The 20,940-nt window shown below is 37.3% G+C and carries 13 protein-coding genes; 4 read left to right on the top strand and 9 right to left on the bottom strand.

Translation table 11 applies throughout. The features are described 5' to 3' along the window. Positions 1 to 134 precede the first annotated feature (134 nt). Together SCA31_RS16495 and SCA31_RS16490 are read right to left on the bottom strand one after the other, a co-directional pair. Complete coding sequence (locus SCA31_RS16495; protein ID WP_410698043.1) at positions 135 to 1,175, bottom strand: phytase; 1,041 nt, start codon at positions 1,173 to 1,175, stop codon at positions 135 to 137. A 4-nt stretch (positions 1,176 to 1,179) separates the two neighbouring features. Further along, positions 1,180 to 3,990 (bottom strand): TonB-dependent receptor, encoded by a 2,811-nt coding sequence (locus tag SCA31_RS16490; RefSeq protein ID WP_410698042.1) that lies wholly within the window; start codon positions 3,988 to 3,990, stop codon positions 1,180 to 1,182. Between the two features lie 271 nt (positions 3,991 to 4,261). On the opposite strand from SCA31_RS16490, the gene SCA31_RS16485 reads away from it, so the two are divergent. Next, a complete protein-coding gene (locus SCA31_RS16485) occupies positions 4,262 to 4,861 on the top strand; it encodes a hypothetical protein (protein ID WP_410698041.1) in 600 nt (199 codons plus the stop codon). Between the two features lie 74 nt (positions 4,862 to 4,935). On the opposite strand, the gene SCA31_RS16480 is transcribed toward SCA31_RS16485, so the two are convergent. The 6 genes from SCA31_RS16480 to SCA31_RS16455 form a co-directional block, all read right to left on the bottom strand. Next, entirely contained in the window at positions 4,936 to 9,612 is a 4,677-nt protein-coding gene (locus tag SCA31_RS16480; RefSeq protein WP_410698040.1) for a hypothetical protein, read from the bottom strand. A gap of 172 nt (positions 9,613 to 9,784) precedes the next feature. Beyond that, the gene (locus tag SCA31_RS16475) at positions 9,785 to 10,582 is read right to left on the bottom strand and encodes a hypothetical protein (RefSeq protein ID WP_410698039.1); all 798 of its coding nucleotides are present in this window, start codon (positions 10,580 to 10,582) and stop codon (positions 9,785 to 9,787) included. A 90-nt stretch (positions 10,583 to 10,672) separates the two neighbouring features. Then, positions 10,673 to 11,536, bottom strand: coding sequence for a tail fiber domain-containing protein (locus tag SCA31_RS16470; RefSeq protein ID WP_410698038.1), 864 nt, complete (start codon positions 11,534 to 11,536; stop codon positions 10,673 to 10,675). Between the two features lie 41 nt (positions 11,537 to 11,577). After that, entirely contained in the window at positions 11,578 to 12,114 is a 537-nt protein-coding gene (locus SCA31_RS16465) for a TetR/AcrR family transcriptional regulator (protein WP_410698036.1), read from the bottom strand. Positions 12,115 to 12,364: 250 nt separating this feature from the next. Then, the gene (locus SCA31_RS16460) at positions 12,365 to 13,087 is read right to left on the bottom strand and encodes a hypothetical protein (protein WP_410698035.1); all 723 of its coding nucleotides are present in this window, start codon (positions 13,085 to 13,087) and stop codon (positions 12,365 to 12,367) included. A 223-nt stretch (positions 13,088 to 13,310) separates the two neighbouring features. After that, positions 13,311 to 14,192: a cupin-like domain-containing protein gene (locus SCA31_RS16455; RefSeq protein ID WP_106916045.1), complete on the bottom strand. Its 882-nt coding sequence runs from the start codon at positions 14,190 to 14,192 to the stop codon at positions 13,311 to 13,313. 377 nt (positions 14,193 to 14,569) lie between these two features. Here SCA31_RS16455 and SCA31_RS16450 point away from each other — a divergent pair, with 377 nt between their 5' ends. Both SCA31_RS16450 and putP read left to right on the top strand, forming a co-directional pair. Beyond that, complete coding sequence (locus SCA31_RS16450) at positions 14,570 to 17,137, top strand: M1 family metallopeptidase (protein WP_410698034.1); 2,568 nt, start codon at positions 14,570 to 14,572, stop codon at positions 17,135 to 17,137. Positions 17,138 to 17,275: 138 nt separating this feature from the next. After that, positions 17,276 to 18,772 carry a sodium/proline symporter PutP gene (gene putP, locus SCA31_RS16445; RefSeq protein WP_410698033.1) on the top strand — a complete coding sequence of 499 codons (1,497 nt, stop codon included), beginning with the start codon at positions 17,276 to 17,278 and terminating at the stop codon, positions 18,770 to 18,772. 88 nt (positions 18,773 to 18,860) lie between these two features. Here putP and SCA31_RS16440 read toward each other — a convergent pair whose 3' ends face one another. After that, positions 18,861 to 19,622 carry an MBL fold metallo-hydrolase gene (locus tag SCA31_RS16440; RefSeq protein WP_410698032.1) on the bottom strand — a complete coding sequence of 254 codons (762 nt, stop codon included), beginning with the start codon at positions 19,620 to 19,622 and terminating at the stop codon, positions 18,861 to 18,863. 165 nt (positions 19,623 to 19,787) lie between these two features. On the opposite strand from SCA31_RS16440, the gene SCA31_RS16435 reads away from it, so the two are divergent. Next, positions 19,788 to 20,906 carry a hypothetical protein gene (locus SCA31_RS16435; RefSeq protein WP_410698031.1) on the top strand — a complete coding sequence of 373 codons (1,119 nt, stop codon included), beginning with the start codon at positions 19,788 to 19,790 and terminating at the stop codon, positions 20,904 to 20,906. Positions 20,907 to 20,940: the final 34 nt, after the last annotated feature.

Raw genomic sequence — 20,940 nt, 5'->3', positions numbered from 1 at the left:
TTTTCTTAAATCTTCTTAAACCCCTATTAATCCTAATGGTTTATAGGTATTATCTAAACAGAAATTTAGTCACAAATAAAGAGAGTTATAATTGTGCTATTTGTAAAAATATTAGTCTTATCTGTGTTTAAAAACTATTTTTTAGATGTTTTCATAGCAGCTTGAATTCTCTCTTCAATAAGCCTCCAGTCATACATATGGAAGACTCTGCCATTGCTCATGGCAACAAAGACTCCCTTAGGGAATTTTGGCCCTAAATTGACATTTGTTACCTCAGAACCGTCACTTTCAAGAGTAGAAACAGGAATTTCTGCAATGCGACCCTTTGCCGGATCTTCTCTTAAATATACATTAAACGTATCATTCTGCTGATTAGAAACCAAAATATATCCTTTCCCTTTTGAAGTAGGGTAAATTGAGATTCCTTCCACATCAGAGGCGAAATCACCTTTTCCAAAAACCAAGAGTTCTTCATTCCCTTTTGCCGGATCCGCATAATATTGATGAATTCCAAACTGTTCATCAGAGTAATAAATATATCCCAGTTCATCATCTACAGCAATACTTTCAATCTCTTTCAAACCACTGTATTTTCCAAACTTACGGACAACCTCTCCCGCAATGGCTCCATTTTTTTCAGAAAGTTTGTATTGCCAGAGATATCCATCCTTTGGTCCTGATTTTCTTCCGACAATCACAAAAATTTCTCCTGTTTGAGTGTTTTTATACATGGAAATACCCATTGGTCCACGTTCTGTTTCTCCCTCAAATACAGAAATTTCGCCAATTTCTTTCAATTCAGGAAGAGAATACAGCTTTACCTTGTGGGTTTCACGTTCTGTAGCCGCTGCGATATCTGTCTTTTTCCCATTTAAAGTAAAGCCATACTCAATATCCACATTATTAGGACGTTTAAGCCCTAACACTTTATGGATGATTCTACCATTCAGGTCAAAGGCATACAATCCGCCATCAGTATCTTTATCTGTTCCAATGATGATGCTCTTGGAAGCATCTTTAGGATTAATCCATATGGCCGGATCATCGGTATCATGAACTACAGTTTCCGTAATAACGGTTGGTTTTAGTTTTTCTCCTGATTGATTCTGCCCCTTACAGCTTGTCACAAAAGGAAAGACTGCAAGTGCTGCGATATAATATATTATCTTTTTCATGTTGTTAAAAATCAAATTTCACTCCCAAAGTAAATCTTGGCCTGTAATATTCTGCCTGTGCCGTTCTGCTCTGAATTCCCTGGTAATATCTTAACGGTTGATTGGTAAGATTATTGGCTTCCGCAAAAATTCTTAATTGGCTTGTGATTTTATAGGAGGCATTGGCATCAAGGAAAAATTGCTTGTCATAATAACGATCATCAAAGGACTTTCCTCCTAATTCATCAATATAATGAGAAGCATAATTCATAGAAACCCTGGCAGAAAAGCGTTTGTTCTCCCATGAAAGCGATCCGTTGAACATATGAGGGGCCGCTCCCGGAAGACCTACATCTGTTCTTTCAATACCATCTTCATTGGTAATTCCTTTAGCCTTGGATTTGGTATAGGTATAGTTGACATACACTCCCATGCCTTTCCAGAATGCTCCCGGAATGAAATCCAACTGTCTCTGTAAAGCCACTTCAAAACCATAAATGTCTACATTGTCACCATTACGCTGCTGGGTAAATTTCCAGTTGCTTTCCCCGGCCGGAATAGGATTGGATTGCCCAGCAAATTCACTGGAAAAATCATTGGCCGTATAATTTCTTCTGGAATAGGTATAAATAAAGTCGTTCAGGTTTTTGTAAAAAATCCCTCCGGAAAGAATCCCCACAGATTTAAAGTATTTTTCGGCCATAAAGTCGAAGTTATAAGCATATGTTGCCTTTAAATTTGGATTTCCTGCTGAAATAACTTCATCTTCTGAAATTACATTCAGGTAAGGAACCAGTGAGTAGTAATTCGGGCGGGCAATAGCTGTTGTAAATGCCGCACGAAGCACAAGATCCTGAACCGGAACATACTTGAATGATAGATTGGGGAGTACATTGGTGTAGGTATTGGTATTGTTGATTTTTCCAACCAGATCACTTTCATTCATTACATAATTTCCGGTGTAATCAATCTTTGTAGTTTCAACACGAGCCCCTATAATCATGGAGAGCTTATCATTAAAATCCTGATCCCAACGGATATATCCTGCATAAATCTGCTCCTTTGCACTGTAATTATTGGAAAGGAATTTTGATGGTTTCAGCGTACCATTGAATTGTCCTGAATTAAACAGGTCCAATCCTCCCAAATAGACAGGATCAACGAATGCTCCCGGAATATAATTCCCCGGCTGAAAGTTTTTCCCGTCAAGATATACAGTGGGTACAGAAAGAAGACTGCCCATACTGCTGGTGGGTTCAAAGGCATAAAAATCATTATCCCTTTCCTTTTCCTTTAAACGCATACGGAAACCGGTACGAAGTCTTCCTTTTTGGTCTTCAATGACAGAAAAAGGAAAACGTACATTCACTTTGGCTCCAAACTCCTTTTCCTGTGTAAAGCTGTTGGCATCTGAAAGATCACTTAATTTATAGCTTCCTAAATTATCTGTTGCAAGAAGATTGAACATCGGTTTTCTAGGATCACTAAGGTCCGGTGAAAAATTCATCTTACTGTTTTCAAACTCTATATACCGTTGATGAGGTTTGTCTTCGCTGGCTGTAGCATAGTTCATAGACCAGTCAAGATCTACTTTTGTTCCCAGGAGGTGTTCTCCTCTTAAGGCATAGTTCTGAACTTTCTGCTTTTCAAGACGGGTATTGTCATTGTCTGAATCTCCACCCTTGTTTTGTCTTGTGATACTGCCTTTCCAACCTGTAATCTCGGATTCGTCAGTAGTATAGACTGGTTTTATCTTATAGCCTAATGCAAAACGGTTTTCCTTGTCGTTTCTGAAGTTGTACATGGCGGAAGCATAGATCTTATTTTTAGAATTAAATTCATAATCCATATTAAGATCAAAACTATGCCTGATACGATGTTCATTATAATGACGAACACCCATTTTGCTCACATATACAGTCTTTGCTACATCATTGGCCTGGCTCCATACAGGTTCTATATTATCTGAACCAAAATTATTGTTGTTATAGGAAAAGCTAAATACAGCGCCCAATTTTTTGTTTAAAAAACGGTTTCCATATACAAATCCGGCTGTATAATTTCCTTTTTCACGAATCGGATTATACCCGCCGGCCAATGTTGCAGAAATTCTCTGCCCATTAGGAGAGGCCCTTGTGATAAGGTTTACAGAACCACCAATGGCATCAGCATCCATATCGGGTGTTAGGGTTTTATTCACCTCAATGGTAGAGATCATATCAGAAGGAATAAGGTCCATCTGAACATTACGGTTATCGCCCTCAGCAGACGGAATTCTGTCACCATTCAGGGTTACGGAGTTTAGGTTGGGGGCAAGACCTCTGATAATAAGGTTTCTGGCTTCTCCCTGATCATTTTGTATGGTAATTCCCGGAACACGCTTCAGGGCATCTCCGATATTGGCATCAGGAAAACGTCCGATCTGGTCGGAAGAGATCACATTGGTAATATTGGCGTTGTTTTTCTGCTTGTTTAAGGCTCTTGCCTGATTCTTTAAAGTAGCTCCGGAAACTACGATTTCGGCAATATTTGTTTCCTTTTTATCGAAAACGATGTTTTGTCGCGTATTTTTTTCAGATTCTACAGTTACATGATATTCATGCGCTCCATAGCCCAGATAATCCACTTTCATGGTATAATTACCAGGAGGAACATTCAGGAAAACAAAATTTCCATGCTCATCAGAGGTTGTATAAATAGTTCCCGGACTTAAGGAGATTTTAGCTCCCGGCAGGGCAATTTTAGTGTCGTCATTGATGTTTCCGGAAAGAGTACCGGTTTGTGCATAGAAAAAAATAGAAGCACAAAACAAAACGGATGTAAAAATTTTCTTCACTTTCTTTTGATTAGATTAAAATCATAACAAAATTAAACGACTGTTTGGAAAGGGACCTGAAGTAAAAATTAACATTGTTTTAAGATTTGTTAACATGGAAAGAAATAGAGTCTTGTATTTGAAATGTAAATGCTAGGTGCGATCAATGCTTATTTTTATATCAATAGAAAAAGGCTTTAGGAAAAAATTAAATTCTATTCCTATCCATAGTTTTAAATTATTTTTCTCAATTTGCATAAGAAATAAACCTATATCAAAATTTACCAATAAGATGAGCAGATTTCCGAAGATTCTATCAGATGAAAAACTTAATGAGAGACATATAGATTTTAGGAACGCATTGTATAATCTTGAATCTGGTGATCTTACTCCCGAAAATTTTGACTGCTTGATCAGAATTTATACAACCACTAAGCAGCTTGATTATCGAAACAGAATCCTGAAACTCCTTTATAATCAGACTTATTCCAAGCTTCAGTCATTTTTTGAGCTGGCTTATAAAAAAGAAAGATATCTGGATATGAAAATCTATGCCTTGCGGGGATTGGCTTTGTTCTCAGAGGAAAAAGATATTGAAAAGCTTGTGAATAAACTTAAGGGGACATTGGCAAAACGTGAGCAAACAACCCCTTACAATTATCAGGAATATGAATTACTGAGAGGGAAAAATGCATTACCATTTCTTGTTGAAAAATATAAGTATACTTCTTTTAAAGACCTGCTGGAACAGGTGAATGAACAATATGACAGAATGCCGGAAGCATTTAAAGGACACTTTACCACTGATGAAAATGGAGAAACCGTTAACTTAAAAACCGCTGAGGAAAGTTCAAAGTTGCTGAGGGATTTTTTTGATCAAAATAAAATATAAAGTAACAAAAAAACCGCATTGAAATAATTCCAATGCGGTTCGTGACGATTAGTCAGTTTCAATTAAGTGCAATTTTAGTCATTATCTACCCGGATCCACTTTCCGTTTTCTACTCCTTCGTAAAAGTGATCGTTATGATAAATAATAGCTCCCTGAATATGAGTTTTATTTGTTGGAAGCGTAAGCGATTCAGGGGCAGCATTCGCATTACGGATCAGAAATACCTCATTTCCTTCCTTTACTACAATTCCTGTTCCCGAAACAAGCCTTGTTACGCCCACATCCGTTGGTGGGTTTGATACAACAGACGGATTTACTTCTGATAAGCGTCTCGCTCCCATAGCAGAAGTGCAGCCTCGGAGAAGATTATCCATCAACATCATGACACCGGGGGTAGGGCAGTCAGGGTTGATATTCACAATCATCTCTTTATTGCTGATCGCAGCCGGACAAGCTTCTCCAGTGGCAAATCGGATGCTTTTAAGACGATAAACAAATGTTCCTGCCTGGGCTTTAGAATGAAGAATAATTGCTTCACCATTAGCCGCAGATGCAATTTCCTGATCAGGACCTCCGTTAATGTTATACGTAAAGATATAAGCCTGGGGAAGAGACCCCTTAAACTTTACCTCTATATCTCCGGAAATCTGCTTAGCGGCACTTGCTGCTGAAGAAGTACTACTATCTTCGGGCAATGCAATTGAAGAAATGGTGAAGTTTTCTGTAATATTACATCCGTCCTGACTATAAGTGACATTTACCCTGTAATTTCCGGGCTGTGTAAATGTTACCAATGGACTTGTACTCATCACTCCTGAATTGGGAGTATTAAGCTTCGTCCAGGTATAGGTTGCATTGGGATCCGTTCCGTATAAAGCTGATGCATCATAGGTTTTTGGAAATTCCGAAGCACAGAGGGTCTTGTTGCCTCCGAATCCTGCTGCCTGTACATTGGTAGGAACAATCGTAAGGTTAGCTGTATTTCCTAAATCCTGACTATTCCCATAAGCACTTACAGTACGGGAAAAGTTCATATCTCGTATGGATGCATAAAACATGGTGTATGCTGCTGCTGGATCCAGATTGAGGGTGTTCTGGCCCGCTGTTGACTTGATGACAGAGATTCTGTTACAGGGAGTTCCTGTCATGAATAGATTTTCGGTGACAGTCTGGCTGCTTTCTATCTGATAAGATCCCGGATTGAAGTACAGTGTTTTATATTTACCTGCGGAGGTCAGCGTACTTACAGAATTGACGGCAGAACTTCCAAGGAAAGTCATTTTATTGAAATTCCAGATTTTTGTTCCGGTATTTACTGTTCCGTCTTTCCAGATGGTAAGATCACCAAAGCTGGCTGCATCAGGAGTATTGGTTGTAAGATATCCTACATTAACTTTAGCGGCAGATGCATTTAAAGTGATTGGATTATTCCCTGAGTTAATATAAAAATAAGGACTATAGAAATTATAATAGGAAATTGCTGCTGCGTAATAGTTAGAAGTACCAATGCTATTTGTTCTTGTCCCTGTAATGATGGACTGCCCAAGATCTACTACAGGATTATTATTGACCGTTTGATTCCAGCTGAAATTAACAAGATTCATAGGCTGGTCATTGGTTTTAAACCCAGCAGCATTATTAAAGTTGATATCTCCCTGATAAGGACTTTTTAATTCAAAATAATCCTGGGAATTAATATTCAGATAAATATAGGCTCCTTTTGCATCAATATATCGTGTTCTTCCTGTGGAAGTTCCCTGTGCCATGATGATGTTACGGGTTAATCCATACGTTGACATCGGCACTATGATTTTTAAGTCGTTTTGCAGGGTCAGGTTTCCATACACATTCAGATAATAAGGGGTACTGCCATTTATGCCAAAATCCAGTACCGGCTGATGAGGAGCATTATTAAAAGTGATATTATTGGCTTTCGAAAAGTTGTTTCCTCGTATCATGATCTTGTTTGCAGTGGCTGTAAACCCAGAATTCTGATCAAAGAATACATGATCAGCTGCGGTAGGAATATCACATCCTGCCACTGGCACACCACCTGAGCTTAATGACCAATGTTGAGGATCTTGCCATAATCCCTGGCCACCAATCCAGTAAAGATTTCTTGAAGTGGAGGGAATTGCATCCTGAAAATTTATGCCGTTATTTCCTCCAAGATCTGTACTTCCTGTAGCAGTATAAGTTTGTCCACCAGAAGAGGAGATTGCCTTAAACTGTATTTTATCCATTATGTAATTGGATGGATTGGTACTGTAATTAGGAAGCAGTAAGGTTTTCGGTTGTGCATTGGATGAAGCAAAAGTAATTCGGTCTAAACAGTCTCCCAGTATCTTTAATGACTGGTTGACTTGTAGATTGCCGTCTAGGGCAACAAAATTATTTTTCTCAATGGTCAGGTTATTCACAGCCATAGGGGTTCTAAGAATGATGGATGGGTTAACCTTATCAAGTCTTGAATGGGTTGCTGAGTGAATAATAAAGGTATTGATAACCCCGCCAAGCATGCTAAAAGAGATAATATAATCTGTATTGGTAGAAGAATTGGTGTATTCTATCTTTTCAAAATAATGATTTAAATTATTGAATGTAATATCAGAATCGGAGCCTCCAAAGTTTCTTATTAACTTGATAACACTATTGGCTGTGTTTACAACGGGTTGTTTGGTATTGATGATAAAGCTGGAATTAACAGTAAGATCTGCATTGTCCATCAATAGCTGAGAACCGTTTATATTGACAATATTAATGTTCATTACAGTACCGCTTATATCCAAAATATTTCCTGGAATACTGGTTTGTCCAATACTAGAATTACCATTAAGATCATACTGTGAAGTTCCCCTGTTGATTTTCCATTGGGCATCTCCGGCAAAATTAAGGGATGAAGTTGCTCCATTGGGAGTTACATTTTTTAAGGTACCTGTAGGTTTATTAATATTTACAAACGTAAACCCGCTGAAGTAGCCGGCATCATAATATCCTGCATGCAAAACTGCATTTCCATTGACATTGATCTTGTAATAGTTGCTATTTCCTGAGAAAAGGGATCTTGAGCCGGTGGTTAATCCACTGAATGTTATATCATTAACGGAAACGTCATTAGAAAGCTGTATACTGGTGATTCCTGTTGTAGAAAATCCGGAATACTGATCAAAGAAAACATTGTCATTAATGGTAGGGAGGCCGCAATTGGCTGTTGTTCTTGTGCTTGTAGGATCCAAAGACCAATGGCTGAGGTCATTCCATGTGCCGGGACCCCCTTTCCAGTAAAAGTTTTTAGGAGTAGTGTCCATGAAATTGATTCCAGAATTACTTCCGCTGTCTATAGAATTGCTGGCATTAATAGGTTTTGCTCCTGCAACCGGATTGATATAGCTGGCGTTAATTCCTGAAAAATTCATTCTGTTCAATTCAACGAACCCATTACCATTAATACTATTTCCCAGAACAATATTATTTCCGCCCTGACCAGTGAAATTAACAACCAGATCACAGTCTGAACGATTATATATCCAGCTGTCCGTTATGGTAAATTTGGTACTACTATCAAACATATTGATATTGGAAAGAGCATTAATAGTAACATTTTTTGCCTTATTGTTTCCGAAAACTCTCAAATCCCCTCCATTAGCCTGAAAATTTTCAGTATTCATATGCTGTATATCTCCGACACTATTTCCCTCTTTGTATACTTTCCCAAAAAAATTATTGGTATTTCCTGAATTGTAATATCGCCCATTATAGTTTTGGGTGTATACTGCCGTATTAGGTGCCGTAATGGTTTGTTTGGCTAGAATATTTAAGATATTCTGACGAAGCAAGGCATTATCTATATTCACACTATTACCACCTAACCACAATTCTCCGGATTTTATTTTTCTTCCGTCTGCATAAAGATTACTTGTCAGGGCATTGTTGTCAAAATTAAAAACCCCTCCAACTTCCAGATCATAAGGAGTACCTGAGCCAGATGGCAGGAGGTAGAAATTGTCATTACCAAAGATGCTCAGCTGAGTTACTTTCTGACCTTCAAAGTTCATGTAACGACTTACAACAGGATCTCCTGAATTATTTTTAAGCAAGGTCATTGTTACAGGAGCGGTCATATCCTTTTGAAGATAAATATTGCCATATAAATTCATGCCTACATTCAAAACAGGATTAGCCGGAGCGTTATTCCAGGTCATATTTCGTACTGAAGCAATTGCACCGTTATTACTGATCGTATTATTTCCAGCTGTAAACCCTGCATTTTCATTGAAGATCACATCATCATACATGATAGGAATACAGTTGGCAGAAGATCCTCCTGATGTGAAAGACCAGTGTGCCGGATCACTCCAGCTACCACCACCGCCTATCCAGTAATAGGTTTTTGCTGTAATTCCCGGATACGTAATATTTCCTGTATTGTTTCCACCATTTATTCCTGCCGTTACAGAAGCTCCTCCGGTAAGTTTTGTAGTGATTAAATTATAGCCATTAAAAGAAGCAGTTCCATTTCCGTTGAGAGTACCCGGGAGAATGAGGTTTACAGGAAACGTAATATCTAAGGCTCCAAACTTTGGAATAGCTCCGTTACATGGAGTATTGGCAATAAGGGTTTGATTAACCTGAAAATAAGTAGGAAGGCCACCTATAGGCTGACGGAAATTGTATTGTCCACCATTCAGGGTAAGATTATTGATGTCAAATTGTGATGTACGCAAAATATTGTTTCCCTTACCAAGGGTCATGTTTTTGATCTCAAAGCGGGATCCTGTCATCTCAGCGCTTCCATCGCCAATTACTATATCATTAGCCTTAAGCAAATTAGCGTTGAGTATAGAGGCATATAAATTGAATTTATTAATGTTAAATTGATTTCCTGTAAAACTCCCCCCGGAAGTTCCTACTCCTGCAACTTCATCAATAGTCAGTAGATTTCCACCTGATATTTGGGCAAATCCTGAAAAAGTAAGGAGTATTTTTTTTTATATCCTGAGTCGTTTGTATATTCAACAAAGCAAAAGTAAGAGTAGCCTGGGTAAGATTGGCAGACGAGTTGAACGTCATTGAATTGGAAGTAGTTATTGTAGAAGACCTAAAATTGGATGCTGCCGTAGAGCTGTGGGTTAGCATCAAAGAACTTATGTTTTTATGATCTGTATCCAGAAAGGCAGTATCGCTAATGTTGAATAAAAAAAATCCGTTGCTGGCAAAATTTTTCACAAGCTTGAAAGTTCCGTTTCCTTTAAGATTAAAAGACGATTGATATCCTCCATTAACGTATAAAGGATCAATCATGTTATCAACATCGATGAGGTTTGGGATCGGATTTGAGCTGTCCGAAAACAAATTCATAGTCAGGTTATAATAAGCACCAGCATTGGATTTCCATTTCAGATTTCCATACACATTAAAAACACTTCCTGCCGGAAAGCTAAGTTTTGTGTTAAATGAATCATCGATGATGAAATCCTTACAGGTAGCTGTTGATGGGATAGTAAGCATACCTCCGCTGGAAGTAAAACCACTTCCGGAATTGATATAAACATTATCATAGCGGGAAGGAATAATAGTGGCGGCTTGTCCTGATGATGAGCCTATACGCCAGTGATTAAGATCTGTCCAGTTACCGGGACCGCCCACCCAGTAATAGTTATTCTGCGCCAAAATACTCTGGCTTATTAGAAAGAGCAGTATGAAATATAATTTGAGTTTCATGTTCTTTGAATTACAAGATTAATAATGAGTTGAGACAAAATCTCAACCCCTGATTGCAATGAATAGGTCAAAAATCGATTTCCTCGATGATTATTTTGACTTTTTCAACTGCTGTACTTCTTTCTGTAATTCGTCGATTTTTTGGCCCTGTTCCTGAACGGTTTGCAACAATAAAGGAATCAGTTCGTTATAGTTTACGGATTTATATCCATCATTATCGGTACTTACGATGTTGGGAAGAATTTTTTCCACCTCCTGGGCGACAAGGCCATATTGCAACTGTGCATTTCCTCCTTTCTTCTTTCCTGTCTCATTCCAGAAGTAGGAAACTGGCCTTAGCTTATTGACTATTTCGCCAGAAGATTTTATTTCTGTGATGTTTTGCTTCAGTCTCTCATCAGAATTATAATCTATGGCACTGGCTTTCACGGTTCCGGCAACGTCAAGTTTTGCAGATCCTGACGGGGCGGTTCCAATTCCTACACTTCCTGTTCCGGAAAAAACAAGGTTCTTGCCATTAAGATCCACGTTTCTTGATGCTAAAGGTGTTGTGATAGAGCCATCTGCGGTATAGATATTAGAATTTACACCCATACTTTCCCAATTGGTACCATTCCAGAAATAATAACCTGGCTGAGTGATTTTTGAGACCTTTGCAGTAGGAGAAACAGGAGAGGCTGTTGCATAGATCATCAGAGATTCCGTTCCGGGCAGGATGCTTGCTGTCATTGTTTGGATCTGATCTCCGGTAAGACGAGGGATCATAAGACCCTCTGTCTGTGAAGTTCCATCTGTTTTGGCATTAATATCCAATGTAGCTTTCGGATTAGGAGTATTTATTCCTATTGCACCACCGGTCTGAGAATAGAGTAGTGAAGTGATGGTGGTACTTCCGATTAGGCATAGCCTGAACACTGCAGAATGAGTCTTCTGCAAGAAAGTAGAGTTTTGCATAGTTTTTAATTGCTTTTTACTTGAGTATATTTAATTCTTCCTTAGTGTGAAAGGTTGAGTATATTTTTTATAACGGTCTTAGATGTTTCGATTAATTCATTGGATCTATAAAGCTGGCTGGTCAGTATAGAGCTTTCAAAAAGCAGATAGATATGGGATGCTGTATGCTCATCCTTAATCTCTTCATTGAAGAACTCCCGCAGTTTATTTTTATGATAGCGGAGAACATGATGGATATCCAATTGATCAGCAGGTATTTCAGAGAGAAGATTCAGGAAGCTGCAGCCCCGGAAGTCTTCTTTTTCGTTCATATACATAAGAAAATCAAATGATCTCAGTATTTTTTCCTCAAGATTTTCCGCTTCAGATATAAAATTTTCAAGCTCAGAAACCCAATAATCATATCTGTTGTTGAGAAACTCAATGCATAGATCGTCCTTTGACTTGAAGTGCTGATAAAAGCTTGCCTTCGATACCTTGGCGTCTTCAATAATCTGATTGATACCAGTACGGTTATAGCCTTGTTTGTGAAACAAAAGCATAGAAGTGCTTACTATTCTTTCGCGAGGTCGAGACATTGATTATTGTTTTTCACAAATGTAAATAAAATATGAACAGACTGGTGTGTTTGTTAAAAAAATCTTAAAATAATGTTTAGATATAGTCTTTTTGTTGATTTTATTTTATTGTAAATCAATTATTTGTGTGTATTTTTTATTTTGTAAAATCAATGATTGTAAAGCTATTTCTAACATTGCATTTTTAGAGTAAACCTTTCCATTAAAATACACTTATTCGCCGCAAAAGCACTTAAAATACAGGAATTTCTCAAATGAATCCTCTCGCATAGTAGATCTGTATAAGAAAAAACAATAAGGTGAAAATCCATACCACATAAGGATGATAACGAAAGTTTTCCTGTAAAATATGATGCAAAGCCCTGAACAATTTTATCAGCCCAATAATTCCTGTTACAATAAATATAAAGAAAACAATAAAGAAGATATGATCTCTGGAGGTATACGCTCCTGACTCTGCCAATTTTGCAAGATGATCCAAATAAGACTGTACATTGATTGTCTGTCCTAAAAACATAGTAGAGAGAATCAGGATGAAAAATGGAGTAGAGGTGTAAACAGTGGTATAGATAAAGGAAAAAAGCAGTGTGCGAAAGGTAACTGTGTTTACTTTTTCCTTTTTGTACCATAATAATATTACACTGAAAACAACGGCTGTAAAATTATTCATCAGGAAAATGAATAAGGCCTTTTCTACCATACTTAGCCCCTTGATCTTGGATATAAAGTTTTGTTCTCCGCCATAATCCATGAGAAGTACAGAAACGATCACTGAAGTATAGACTGAAAGCTTAATGGGTGACAGATAATCACGAAAGCGCTCAGGTTCTTCCTTTTCCATTTCATGTACAGACAAGTCATAACAGCGACGGGTATCCTGAAATAATTTGAAAATGGTTACCGGTACCAGCAATATTTCAATAATAATCTGAAGACATAGCTTCTCAAAGCTATCAATCAATTTTTCGAACATACATCAGGTATTAAGGGAACGGGTTCACTATGCAATTTAATTAAATTTTAATTGCGATGTATAAAAATAAAATGAGCAGAATGATGAGCATAAAATCATTTGCAGGGGAGGTTTTCATTAAACATAGACCTTCATCCACAACTTTATGACTCCTCTTTATATGAAATAGATTGTATAAAAAAACAGGTTGAAAGAAAAATCTTTCAACCTGACAATAATTTTTTTATTTAGGAAGTCCTTTTTTTAAGGCAATATTAGCTCTTTCCACGGCTTTTCTTTCTTTCCAGTCCATATATCTTTTCTTATACCGTCCTTTCATGAAGTTGTCAAAATTACGTTGAACAGTAAGATTCCAAAGAGAATGTGCTTTTACAGCCCAACTTTTGTCCCAGGCACGAAGAGAAATAGAGAAAGATCCGTCCAGATACTTCATCCAGTGCCACCAGCCAGTAGGCATAAATAATGTATCTCCATGTTCCAGATAACATTCAATTCCTTCGATGCCATCCAATGCCGGGAATTTTTCAAAGTCAGGGTTTGAAATATCATAGTCTTCCAGTGCATAAGTTGCATAAGGAAGCTTATAAAGACGTGTTTTCCATTTATATTCAAAAAGAAGAACATGCTTTCTACCATTGAAATGAGTATGGAAAATATGAGGCATGTCTATATCATAATGAAGGAACGTTACAGAACCTTTTCCTCCGAAAAACATACTCGGATATTTATCTAAAAATCCACCCATCAGATTCTTTGGCGGAACATAATCATCCAGCAATTTAGGCGCAAATTTGATAGGGTCGAAAAAGAAAATTCTAAGGTCGGTAGGTTCCCGTTGGATAAGGTCAACATATTCACTAAACGGCATTTTAGTCGTTGGAGTGTTGATGGGAGCTGCAGGATCAGCCTTGGCACTGTCGTATAAAGGAACAATCACGTCGCCTACAACCTCCTTCATGTACTCCATCGTCCATTTTTGATAGGCAGGCCAGTTTTTTGCCATGTTTCTGATTACCACTGGTTTACATGGTTTTAAATATTTTTCACGAAAGTCTTCTTGTGAAATATCTTCTACTACATCAATAGGTTTAAGAAGTATGCCCATTTGTTTCAATTATACAGCTAAAGTATTAAATATTTATGAAAAAAAATACAAAGAATTGCATTTGTTTGGAATTAATATAAATAAATATAAAAATATTCTTTAAAATTGTTTTAATCCGGCTGTAGTAAACGAATTATTTGTGATTTTGTATGTCAAAAAATACTAATTTTTACTTGAAAAAATATATGGGTAAGATACAGTAATAGTGTGTCTTAAAATAGGGATGAAAATAAGTGGATTATTTTTTTATTACAATAAACCACCAATTGAAAATCGCTTCTAGTTTATGCCCATAATAAGATCCCAAAATTTTAGTCTTGCCAGGGGCTAGCTATTTCAATATTACTCATTCCAATTCCAATCCTTATATTTGATCTATGAAAAAAACAGGCCTATTAGCATTATTTTTAGTTGTTTTCAATAGTGGTTATCATGCCCAAATGAAGCCTTTACCAAAAATTGAATCTGGTGTCTCTTACGAGCTGGCCCAATTTAGAAAAAATACGCTCAATGAAATTAAGTATGAACTTAATCTGAAAATCCCGGAAAGTAAGTCAGAAAGGATTGCTGGAACAGAAGTTCTTACTTTTAATTATAAAAAGCAAAATGATGCTCCGTTACAGATGGATTTTAAAGAAGATCCCTCTTCACTTATATCTGTATCTGTGAACGGACAACAGATAAAGGCAGTTCTGGAAAATGAACATATCATTATTGAAGCAAAGTACCTGAAATCGGGATTTAACCAGATTAATATTGCCTTTCTTGCCGGCAACGGAGCTCTGAACAGACGTGATGGATACCTGTATGCTTTATTTGTTCCGGATCGTGCGCGAACGATGTTTCCTTGTTTTGACCAGCCTGATCTGAAAGCCAATTATTCTCTGACATTAACTGTTCCTGAAAAATGGAGTGCTATCACCAATGGAAAGCTTAAAGACACAAGCATACAGCAGACCCAAAAAACCTTGCGTTTTGATCAGTCGGATCTGCTTCCTACCTACTTGTTTTCTTTTGCTGCAGGAGATTTTAAAGATCATACAGAGAAAATCAGTCAGCAGGATTCAAGAATTTTATATCGTGAAACAGATTCTGTGAAAATTAAAAATAGTATGGATTCAATTTTCACTTTATATAGGAATTCTCTTTCCTATTACGAAAAATGGACAGACATTAAGCATCCTTTTCAAAAGCACGGGTTGGTTGTTATTCCTGATTTTCAATTCGGGGGAATGGAGCATCCGGGGGCCATATTGTTTCAAAATTCCACTTTATTTTTAGATCAAAATGCTACCCAAAACCAGTTAAATAACCGTTCCAATCTTATAGCCCATGAGGTTGCCCACCTTTGGTTTGGAGATATGGTAACCATGAATTGGTTTAATGATGTCTGGATGAAAGAGGTTTTTGCCAATTTTATGGCAGATAAAAGTACCGGTGCATCTTCAGATAAAAGTGTTTATGATCTGAAGTTTTTAACAGGCCATTTTCCGGCGGCTTATTCGGTGGATCGTACCTTAGGGGCCAATCCTATCCGACAGGTTCTGGATAACCTTCAGAATGCAGGGATGATGTATGGGCCTATTATTTATGATAAGGCACCCATTATGATGCGCCAGTTGGAATTGCTGATCGGGGAGGAAAATTTTCAAAAGGGAGTAAGCGAATACCTTAGAAAATATGCTTACAGTAATGCAAGCTGGCCGGATCTTATTACCATTCTTGATCACCATACACCGGAAGATCTGCAAAGCTGGAATAAAGTATGGGTAAATGATCCGGGTAGGCCTGTGATCGATTATGATGTAAAATATAAAGGCAATGCAATTGAAGAATTTATCATTTCCCAGAAACCAGAATATGGAAAGGAACAAAAATATTGGCCACAGGCATTTCAGATCAGTTTATTTTATGCTGACAGGGTTGAAACTATTAACATAAAGCTGGATGGAAAAGAACAAAATATTTCAGCGTTAAAAGGGAAAAAGAAACCTCTTTTTATCCTGCAAAACTCATCAGGAATCGGGTATGGGGTATTCAAAACAGATAAAGCTGTAATGTCGGAGTTCTCTTTGGTAAAAGATCCGATCAACCGTGCGAGTGCTTATATTTCTTTATATGAAAACATGCTGAACGGCTCAGGAACCAGCCCGCAGGATTTATTACATTTTTTTGCTGAACAATTACCAAAGGAAAATACAGAATTAAATTTACGTTTGATTACCGGATATATTTCTACTATTTACTGGGATTTTTTATCTGAAAATACCCGATTGAAAGAATCCGCAAATATAGAAGATATATTATGGAAAACATTGCAGGTACAGACGGCAAAAAATAATAAGAAAATTGTATTCGATTGCTATCAGGGAATATTTCAGTCTCAGCAGGCATATGATACCCTATACACCATTTGGAAATCCCAGACACCTCCGAAAGACGTATCCCTTAATGATGATGATTTTACGAACCTTGCCCTTGCTTTATCATTACGAAATGCCAATAATAATGATTTGTTGCAAGAGCAGTTGACGAGAATCAAGAATCCGGATAGGGTAAATCGTTTTAAAATTATTATGAAAGGGGCTTCTTCAGACCCAAAAGTACGCGACGATTTTTTCAATGGTCTTATGCAAAAACAAAACAGAGCAAATGAATCAGCGGTTGGTTCTGCATTAGGCTACCTGCATCATCCGTTAAGACAAAATACTTCTATTCATTATCTTTCCAATACTTTAGAGGTTTTGCAGGAAATACAAAAAACAGGAGCCATATTTTTCCCGGATAATTGGCTTCGTTCAACATTTAGCAATTATCAGGCTCCAGAAGCATTTGGTATTGTGAATCAGTTTCTTTTGAAAAATCCTGATTATAATCCCATTCTGAGAAATAAAATTTTGCAGGCAACAGACAATTTGAGAAGAGCTCAGTTGCTTGTGAAATAAAGCACATCCTGTGTATGATAAAACCAAATCCCGGGTAAATTTACCCGGGATTTTATATTTAAAATAAGGTAGTTTTTTAAGAGGTATCTCGGACATTTTTTAAAAAATGGTTATCTTCGGCTTCATAAAAAAAATGATATGCAAGTATATGAAGGGATTTCTGTGGGGTTGTATCTGTTATTAATGATAGGTATAGGCATATATTCTTATAGAAAATCAACAAGTAATTCGGAGGAATTTTTAATAGGCGGAAGAAAGATGGGTCCCGCTGTTACGGCATTGTCAGCTGGGGCTGCGGATATGAGTGGCTGGCTGTTGATGGGGGTTCCGGGCGCCATGTATTTATCCGGGATTTCCAGTTCCTGGATTGCGATAGGGCTAACGATAGGGGCTTATCTCAATTATATTATTGTAGCACCAAGACTCAGGATTTATACCGAGGTCGCTCAAAACGCCATTACACTTCCTGTATTCTTTGAAAACAGGTTTAAAAATAAAAATCATCTTCTAAAAATAACCTCTTCCATTTTTATTCTGGTATTTTTTACGCTGTATACTTCAGCAGGGATGGTGTCAGGCGGAAAGTTGTTTGAGTCAGCTTTTGGAATGGATTATACCGTAGGTTTGCTATTAACCAGTTTAGTAGTGGTTTTGTATACGTTTTTGGGTGGATTTCTGGCGGTAAGCCTTACAGACTTTGTGCAGGGAACCATTATGGTCCTGGCCTTAGTGATTGTACCGATTGTGGCCATTACCCAGATTGGAGGAGTTGGAGAAACTTTATCCCTGATTGAAGCTAAAGATCCTAAATATCTGGATCTATTCAGAGGAACAACTACGGTAAGCATTGTCTCTCTCTTGGCATGGGGATTAGGATATTGTGGGCAGCCTCATATTCTGGTACGTTTTATGGCCATCGATAAGCCTAAGGATTTGGTTAAGGCAAGACGAATAGGAATTACATGGATGATTTTTACTGTTGCCGGAGCTTTAGCCATCGGTTTGGTGGGAATTGCTTATCTGCAAAAATTTGACTTGGAAACCATGATGAAGTTTGATAACTCCAAGACAGAAGCAGAAACGATCTTTATTTATTTCTCCCGTATATTATTCCATCCGTTTATTGCAGGATTCCTGCTTACGGCTATTTTGGCTGCTGTAATGAGTACTATTTCTTCCCAGTTATTGGTTACTTCAAGTTCATTAACGGAAGATATTTATAAAGCTTTCCTGAATAAAAAGGCAACCTCAAAACAATTGCTGATCGCCAGCAGACTTTCTGTTCTATTGGTAGCGATTATTGCAGGTCTTTTATCTTTAGATCCAAAAGACAGCATCCTTAATCTGGTAGGAAATGCATGGGCTGGTTTTGGTTCTGCATTCGGGCCACTTATTCTTTTGTCTCTTTTATGGAAAAAAACAACCTGGCAGGGGGGCTTGGCTGGTATGTTAGTAGGTGGAGTAACTGTATTGGCTTGGGTATATCTTCAGCATCCGTTAAAGAATTGGTACGAGATTATTCCGGGATTCACACTTTCTCTATTAACTAATATTATTGTTTCATCATTGACTTATAAGCAGGATGATGTGATTGAAAGCGAATTTGAAGAGGTTAAAAAAATTATGCAGGAATAATAACGCAATTTTAATCCATATACGATAAACAATAAACCCTTGCCTGGAGCGAGGGTTTTATATTTTAATCAATTCTATAAGCCTGTTTTTATACTGCATATCTTGAAAATTCTTCACGATCATGATAGCCGAAAATTTCTATTTCCGGATGTTCGTTGATCAGCTTTTTTATCTTTTCTATAGATTCCAGACGCTTTATATTGTCATCGGCCCTTGCTTCTGCCAAGTGGTTTACAGGGTGATTGTCATCTTCCAGTTCAGCTCTCAGATAATAGGCATCTCCTACATATAACATCCATTTTTCCTCCCATTGTAAGGCAATTCCACAATGTCCAAGCGTATGCCCGAATAAAGGGATAAGAAATATCTCGGTTTTCAGGGAAGTATTCAGTCTTCTGGCTTCCAATCCAAACCATTGTTCTTTAGAAGTGGAGTATTCGGCTATATTCGGATGATGAGAAAGATGCCCCTCCAGATAACGAGGATTTTCACTGTAAAAATTGATATGCTCTTCCATAGAAACATGCACTGTAGCATTAGGGAAATCTGCAAGTCCTCCCGTGTGGTCAGGATCCATATGACTTAAAATACAATCCTTTACATGATTGGGATCCAGTCTCAGTTTTTGGATTTGTTGAAAGGCTGTAAGCTCCATATCCAATTGAATCCCCACAGCTTTTATAAGTTCTGCACCCAACCTTTCATTGGGGTGCTCTACATCCTGTACACCGACTCCGGTATCAATTAGCAGCAGGTTGTCATCTTCTTCTATCAATAGGCAATGGCCAATTACGTCGTCATTCATGGGTATGGCAACCTTTACACAGTTGAGATGGTGTATTCTCTTCATAACTTCATTGTTTTTTTGAATCTCAATATTATATTGACAAATTACAAATTATAAGTCGTATCTCCTCTCATATTCTTGTTTTTTGCTAGTATTCATGGCTTGTAGCGAAAGTTTTCCAAGGTTTTGAATAGAATTTAATTATCTTTAAAGAATCATAAAATTCAAATGAAAAAAATACTGCTTATTCTAGGAGCTGTTCTCTTGTTGGCCGTTATTTTCTTGTACAATTTTGGTAGTTTGGATGTGTATTTACTCAATAGAATGAACAATTCCAGGCTGCCTGAAGAATATAAGGGTTATCAGGATATTGATACTTCTAAATCCATTTCTTTTGGGCATCACGAAATAAAACTCATGTGGGAAAGCTTTGATCCGATACAGCATTTTATAAATTCAGACGGAGAGGTGATTGTTGTGACCAGTGAGATTCCAAAGGATCGGGATCAGAAAGAAATAGAAGATGATGGGGCAGTAGGCAGTACCCGTTTTTATAAGGACTATCATTTTTATAAGCTGGATAAGAATGGGAATATCAAAGATCATTATACCTACAAAAGTACCCGTGATAACTGGTGTGAGTTGTTGTATGGTGATTTTATAGTGAATTATAACAAGAAATATTATAAAACCTGGATAAAGAATGGTGATACAATTCGTAAACCAATGGTCGTACAGAATGAAGATCTGAAATGGAGCAGAGAAGAACAGATGAATATGTACCATACAATAGTTGAAGATGCAGAAGAGTATTTAAGGAACAGTAAAGGAGGCTCAGAAGAGCAAATCACTTATTATATGCATGGAAGATGGTATCAACTATCTACCAATACCAAGCTTTCTGACGGAATATATTATCCCAAGGCAAATCCCGGGTACCATAACAGTCTTTTTGGAAAGGACTCTTTTGAAAGCGAAAGAAAAGAGCTGGACCCGAATCGTTTCCCAAATATTATGCCTGTTTATTTCCAAAGAAGAGAACTCGTGAAGTCTACTTCCAGTGCATCAGGAGGTTCCATATCATCCACTTCAAAAAGTTGGAAAGGAGATTTATACTGTCAGCTTCTGATAAAGGGAGATACATTGAAGTTTAAAGAAAAAATGTCATTTGATGAAAGGTTTACAACCGAAAAGTTTTATCAAACCAAAGGAGAAAACATCAGACAACTGAAAGCAGAACTTGAAAAAAAATATTTACCTTATTTCTATTTTGCAGATAGAAATCTCAACTTTCAGTTGTTTACCACAAGCCAGAACAAACTGTACATTATAAAACCGATTAAATAAAACCCATTTATTTAAAAAAAGAATATTACAAAAA

It is taken from the genome of Chryseobacterium sp. SIMBA_028 (assembly GCF_046535285.1).
In the GTDB taxonomy this organism is placed as follows: Bacteria; Bacteroidota; Bacteroidia; order Flavobacteriales; family Weeksellaceae; genus Chryseobacterium.
This window is presented reverse-complemented; position numbering and strand designations above follow the sequence as displayed.

What these genes read in the sequence shown, in the direction of transcription:
- SCA31_RS16495 (WP_410698043.1), bottom strand. Translation starts at nt 1,175, where the DNA reads ATGAAAAAGATAATATATTATATCGCAGCACTTGCAGTCTTTCCTTTT.
- SCA31_RS16485 (WP_410698041.1), top strand. Translation starts at nt 4,262, where the DNA reads ATGAGCAGATTTCCGAAGATTCTATCAGATGAAAAACTTAATGAGAGA.
- SCA31_RS16480 (WP_410698040.1), bottom strand. Translation starts at nt 9,612, where the DNA reads ATGACCCTTGGTAAGGGAAACAATATTTTGCGTACATCACAATTTGAC.
- SCA31_RS16475 (WP_410698039.1), bottom strand. Translation starts at nt 10,582, where the DNA reads ATGAAACTCAAATTATATTTCATACTGCTCTTTCTAATAAGCCAGAGT.
- SCA31_RS16470 (WP_410698038.1), bottom strand. Translation starts at nt 11,536, where the DNA reads ATGCAAAACTCTACTTTCTTGCAGAAGACTCATTCTGCAGTGTTCAGG.
- SCA31_RS16465 (WP_410698036.1), bottom strand. Translation starts at nt 12,114, where the DNA reads ATGTCTCGACCTCGCGAAAGAATAGTAAGCACTTCTATGCTTTTGTTT.
- SCA31_RS16460 (WP_410698035.1), bottom strand. Translation starts at nt 13,087, where the DNA reads ATGTTCGAAAAATTGATTGATAGCTTTGAGAAGCTATGTCTTCAGATT.
- SCA31_RS16455 (WP_106916045.1), bottom strand. Translation starts at nt 14,192, where the DNA reads ATGGGCATACTTCTTAAACCTATTGATGTAGTAGAAGATATTTCACAA.
- SCA31_RS16450 (WP_410698034.1), top strand. Translation starts at nt 14,570, where the DNA reads ATGAAAAAAACAGGCCTATTAGCATTATTTTTAGTTGTTTTCAATAGT.
- putP (WP_410698033.1), top strand. Translation starts at nt 17,276, where the DNA reads ATGCAAGTATATGAAGGGATTTCTGTGGGGTTGTATCTGTTATTAATG.
- SCA31_RS16440 (WP_410698032.1), bottom strand. Translation starts at nt 19,622, where the DNA reads ATGAAGAGAATACACCATCTCAACTGTGTAAAGGTTGCCATACCCATG.
- SCA31_RS16435 (WP_410698031.1), top strand. Translation starts at nt 19,788, where the DNA reads ATGAAAAAAATACTGCTTATTCTAGGAGCTGTTCTCTTGTTGGCCGTT.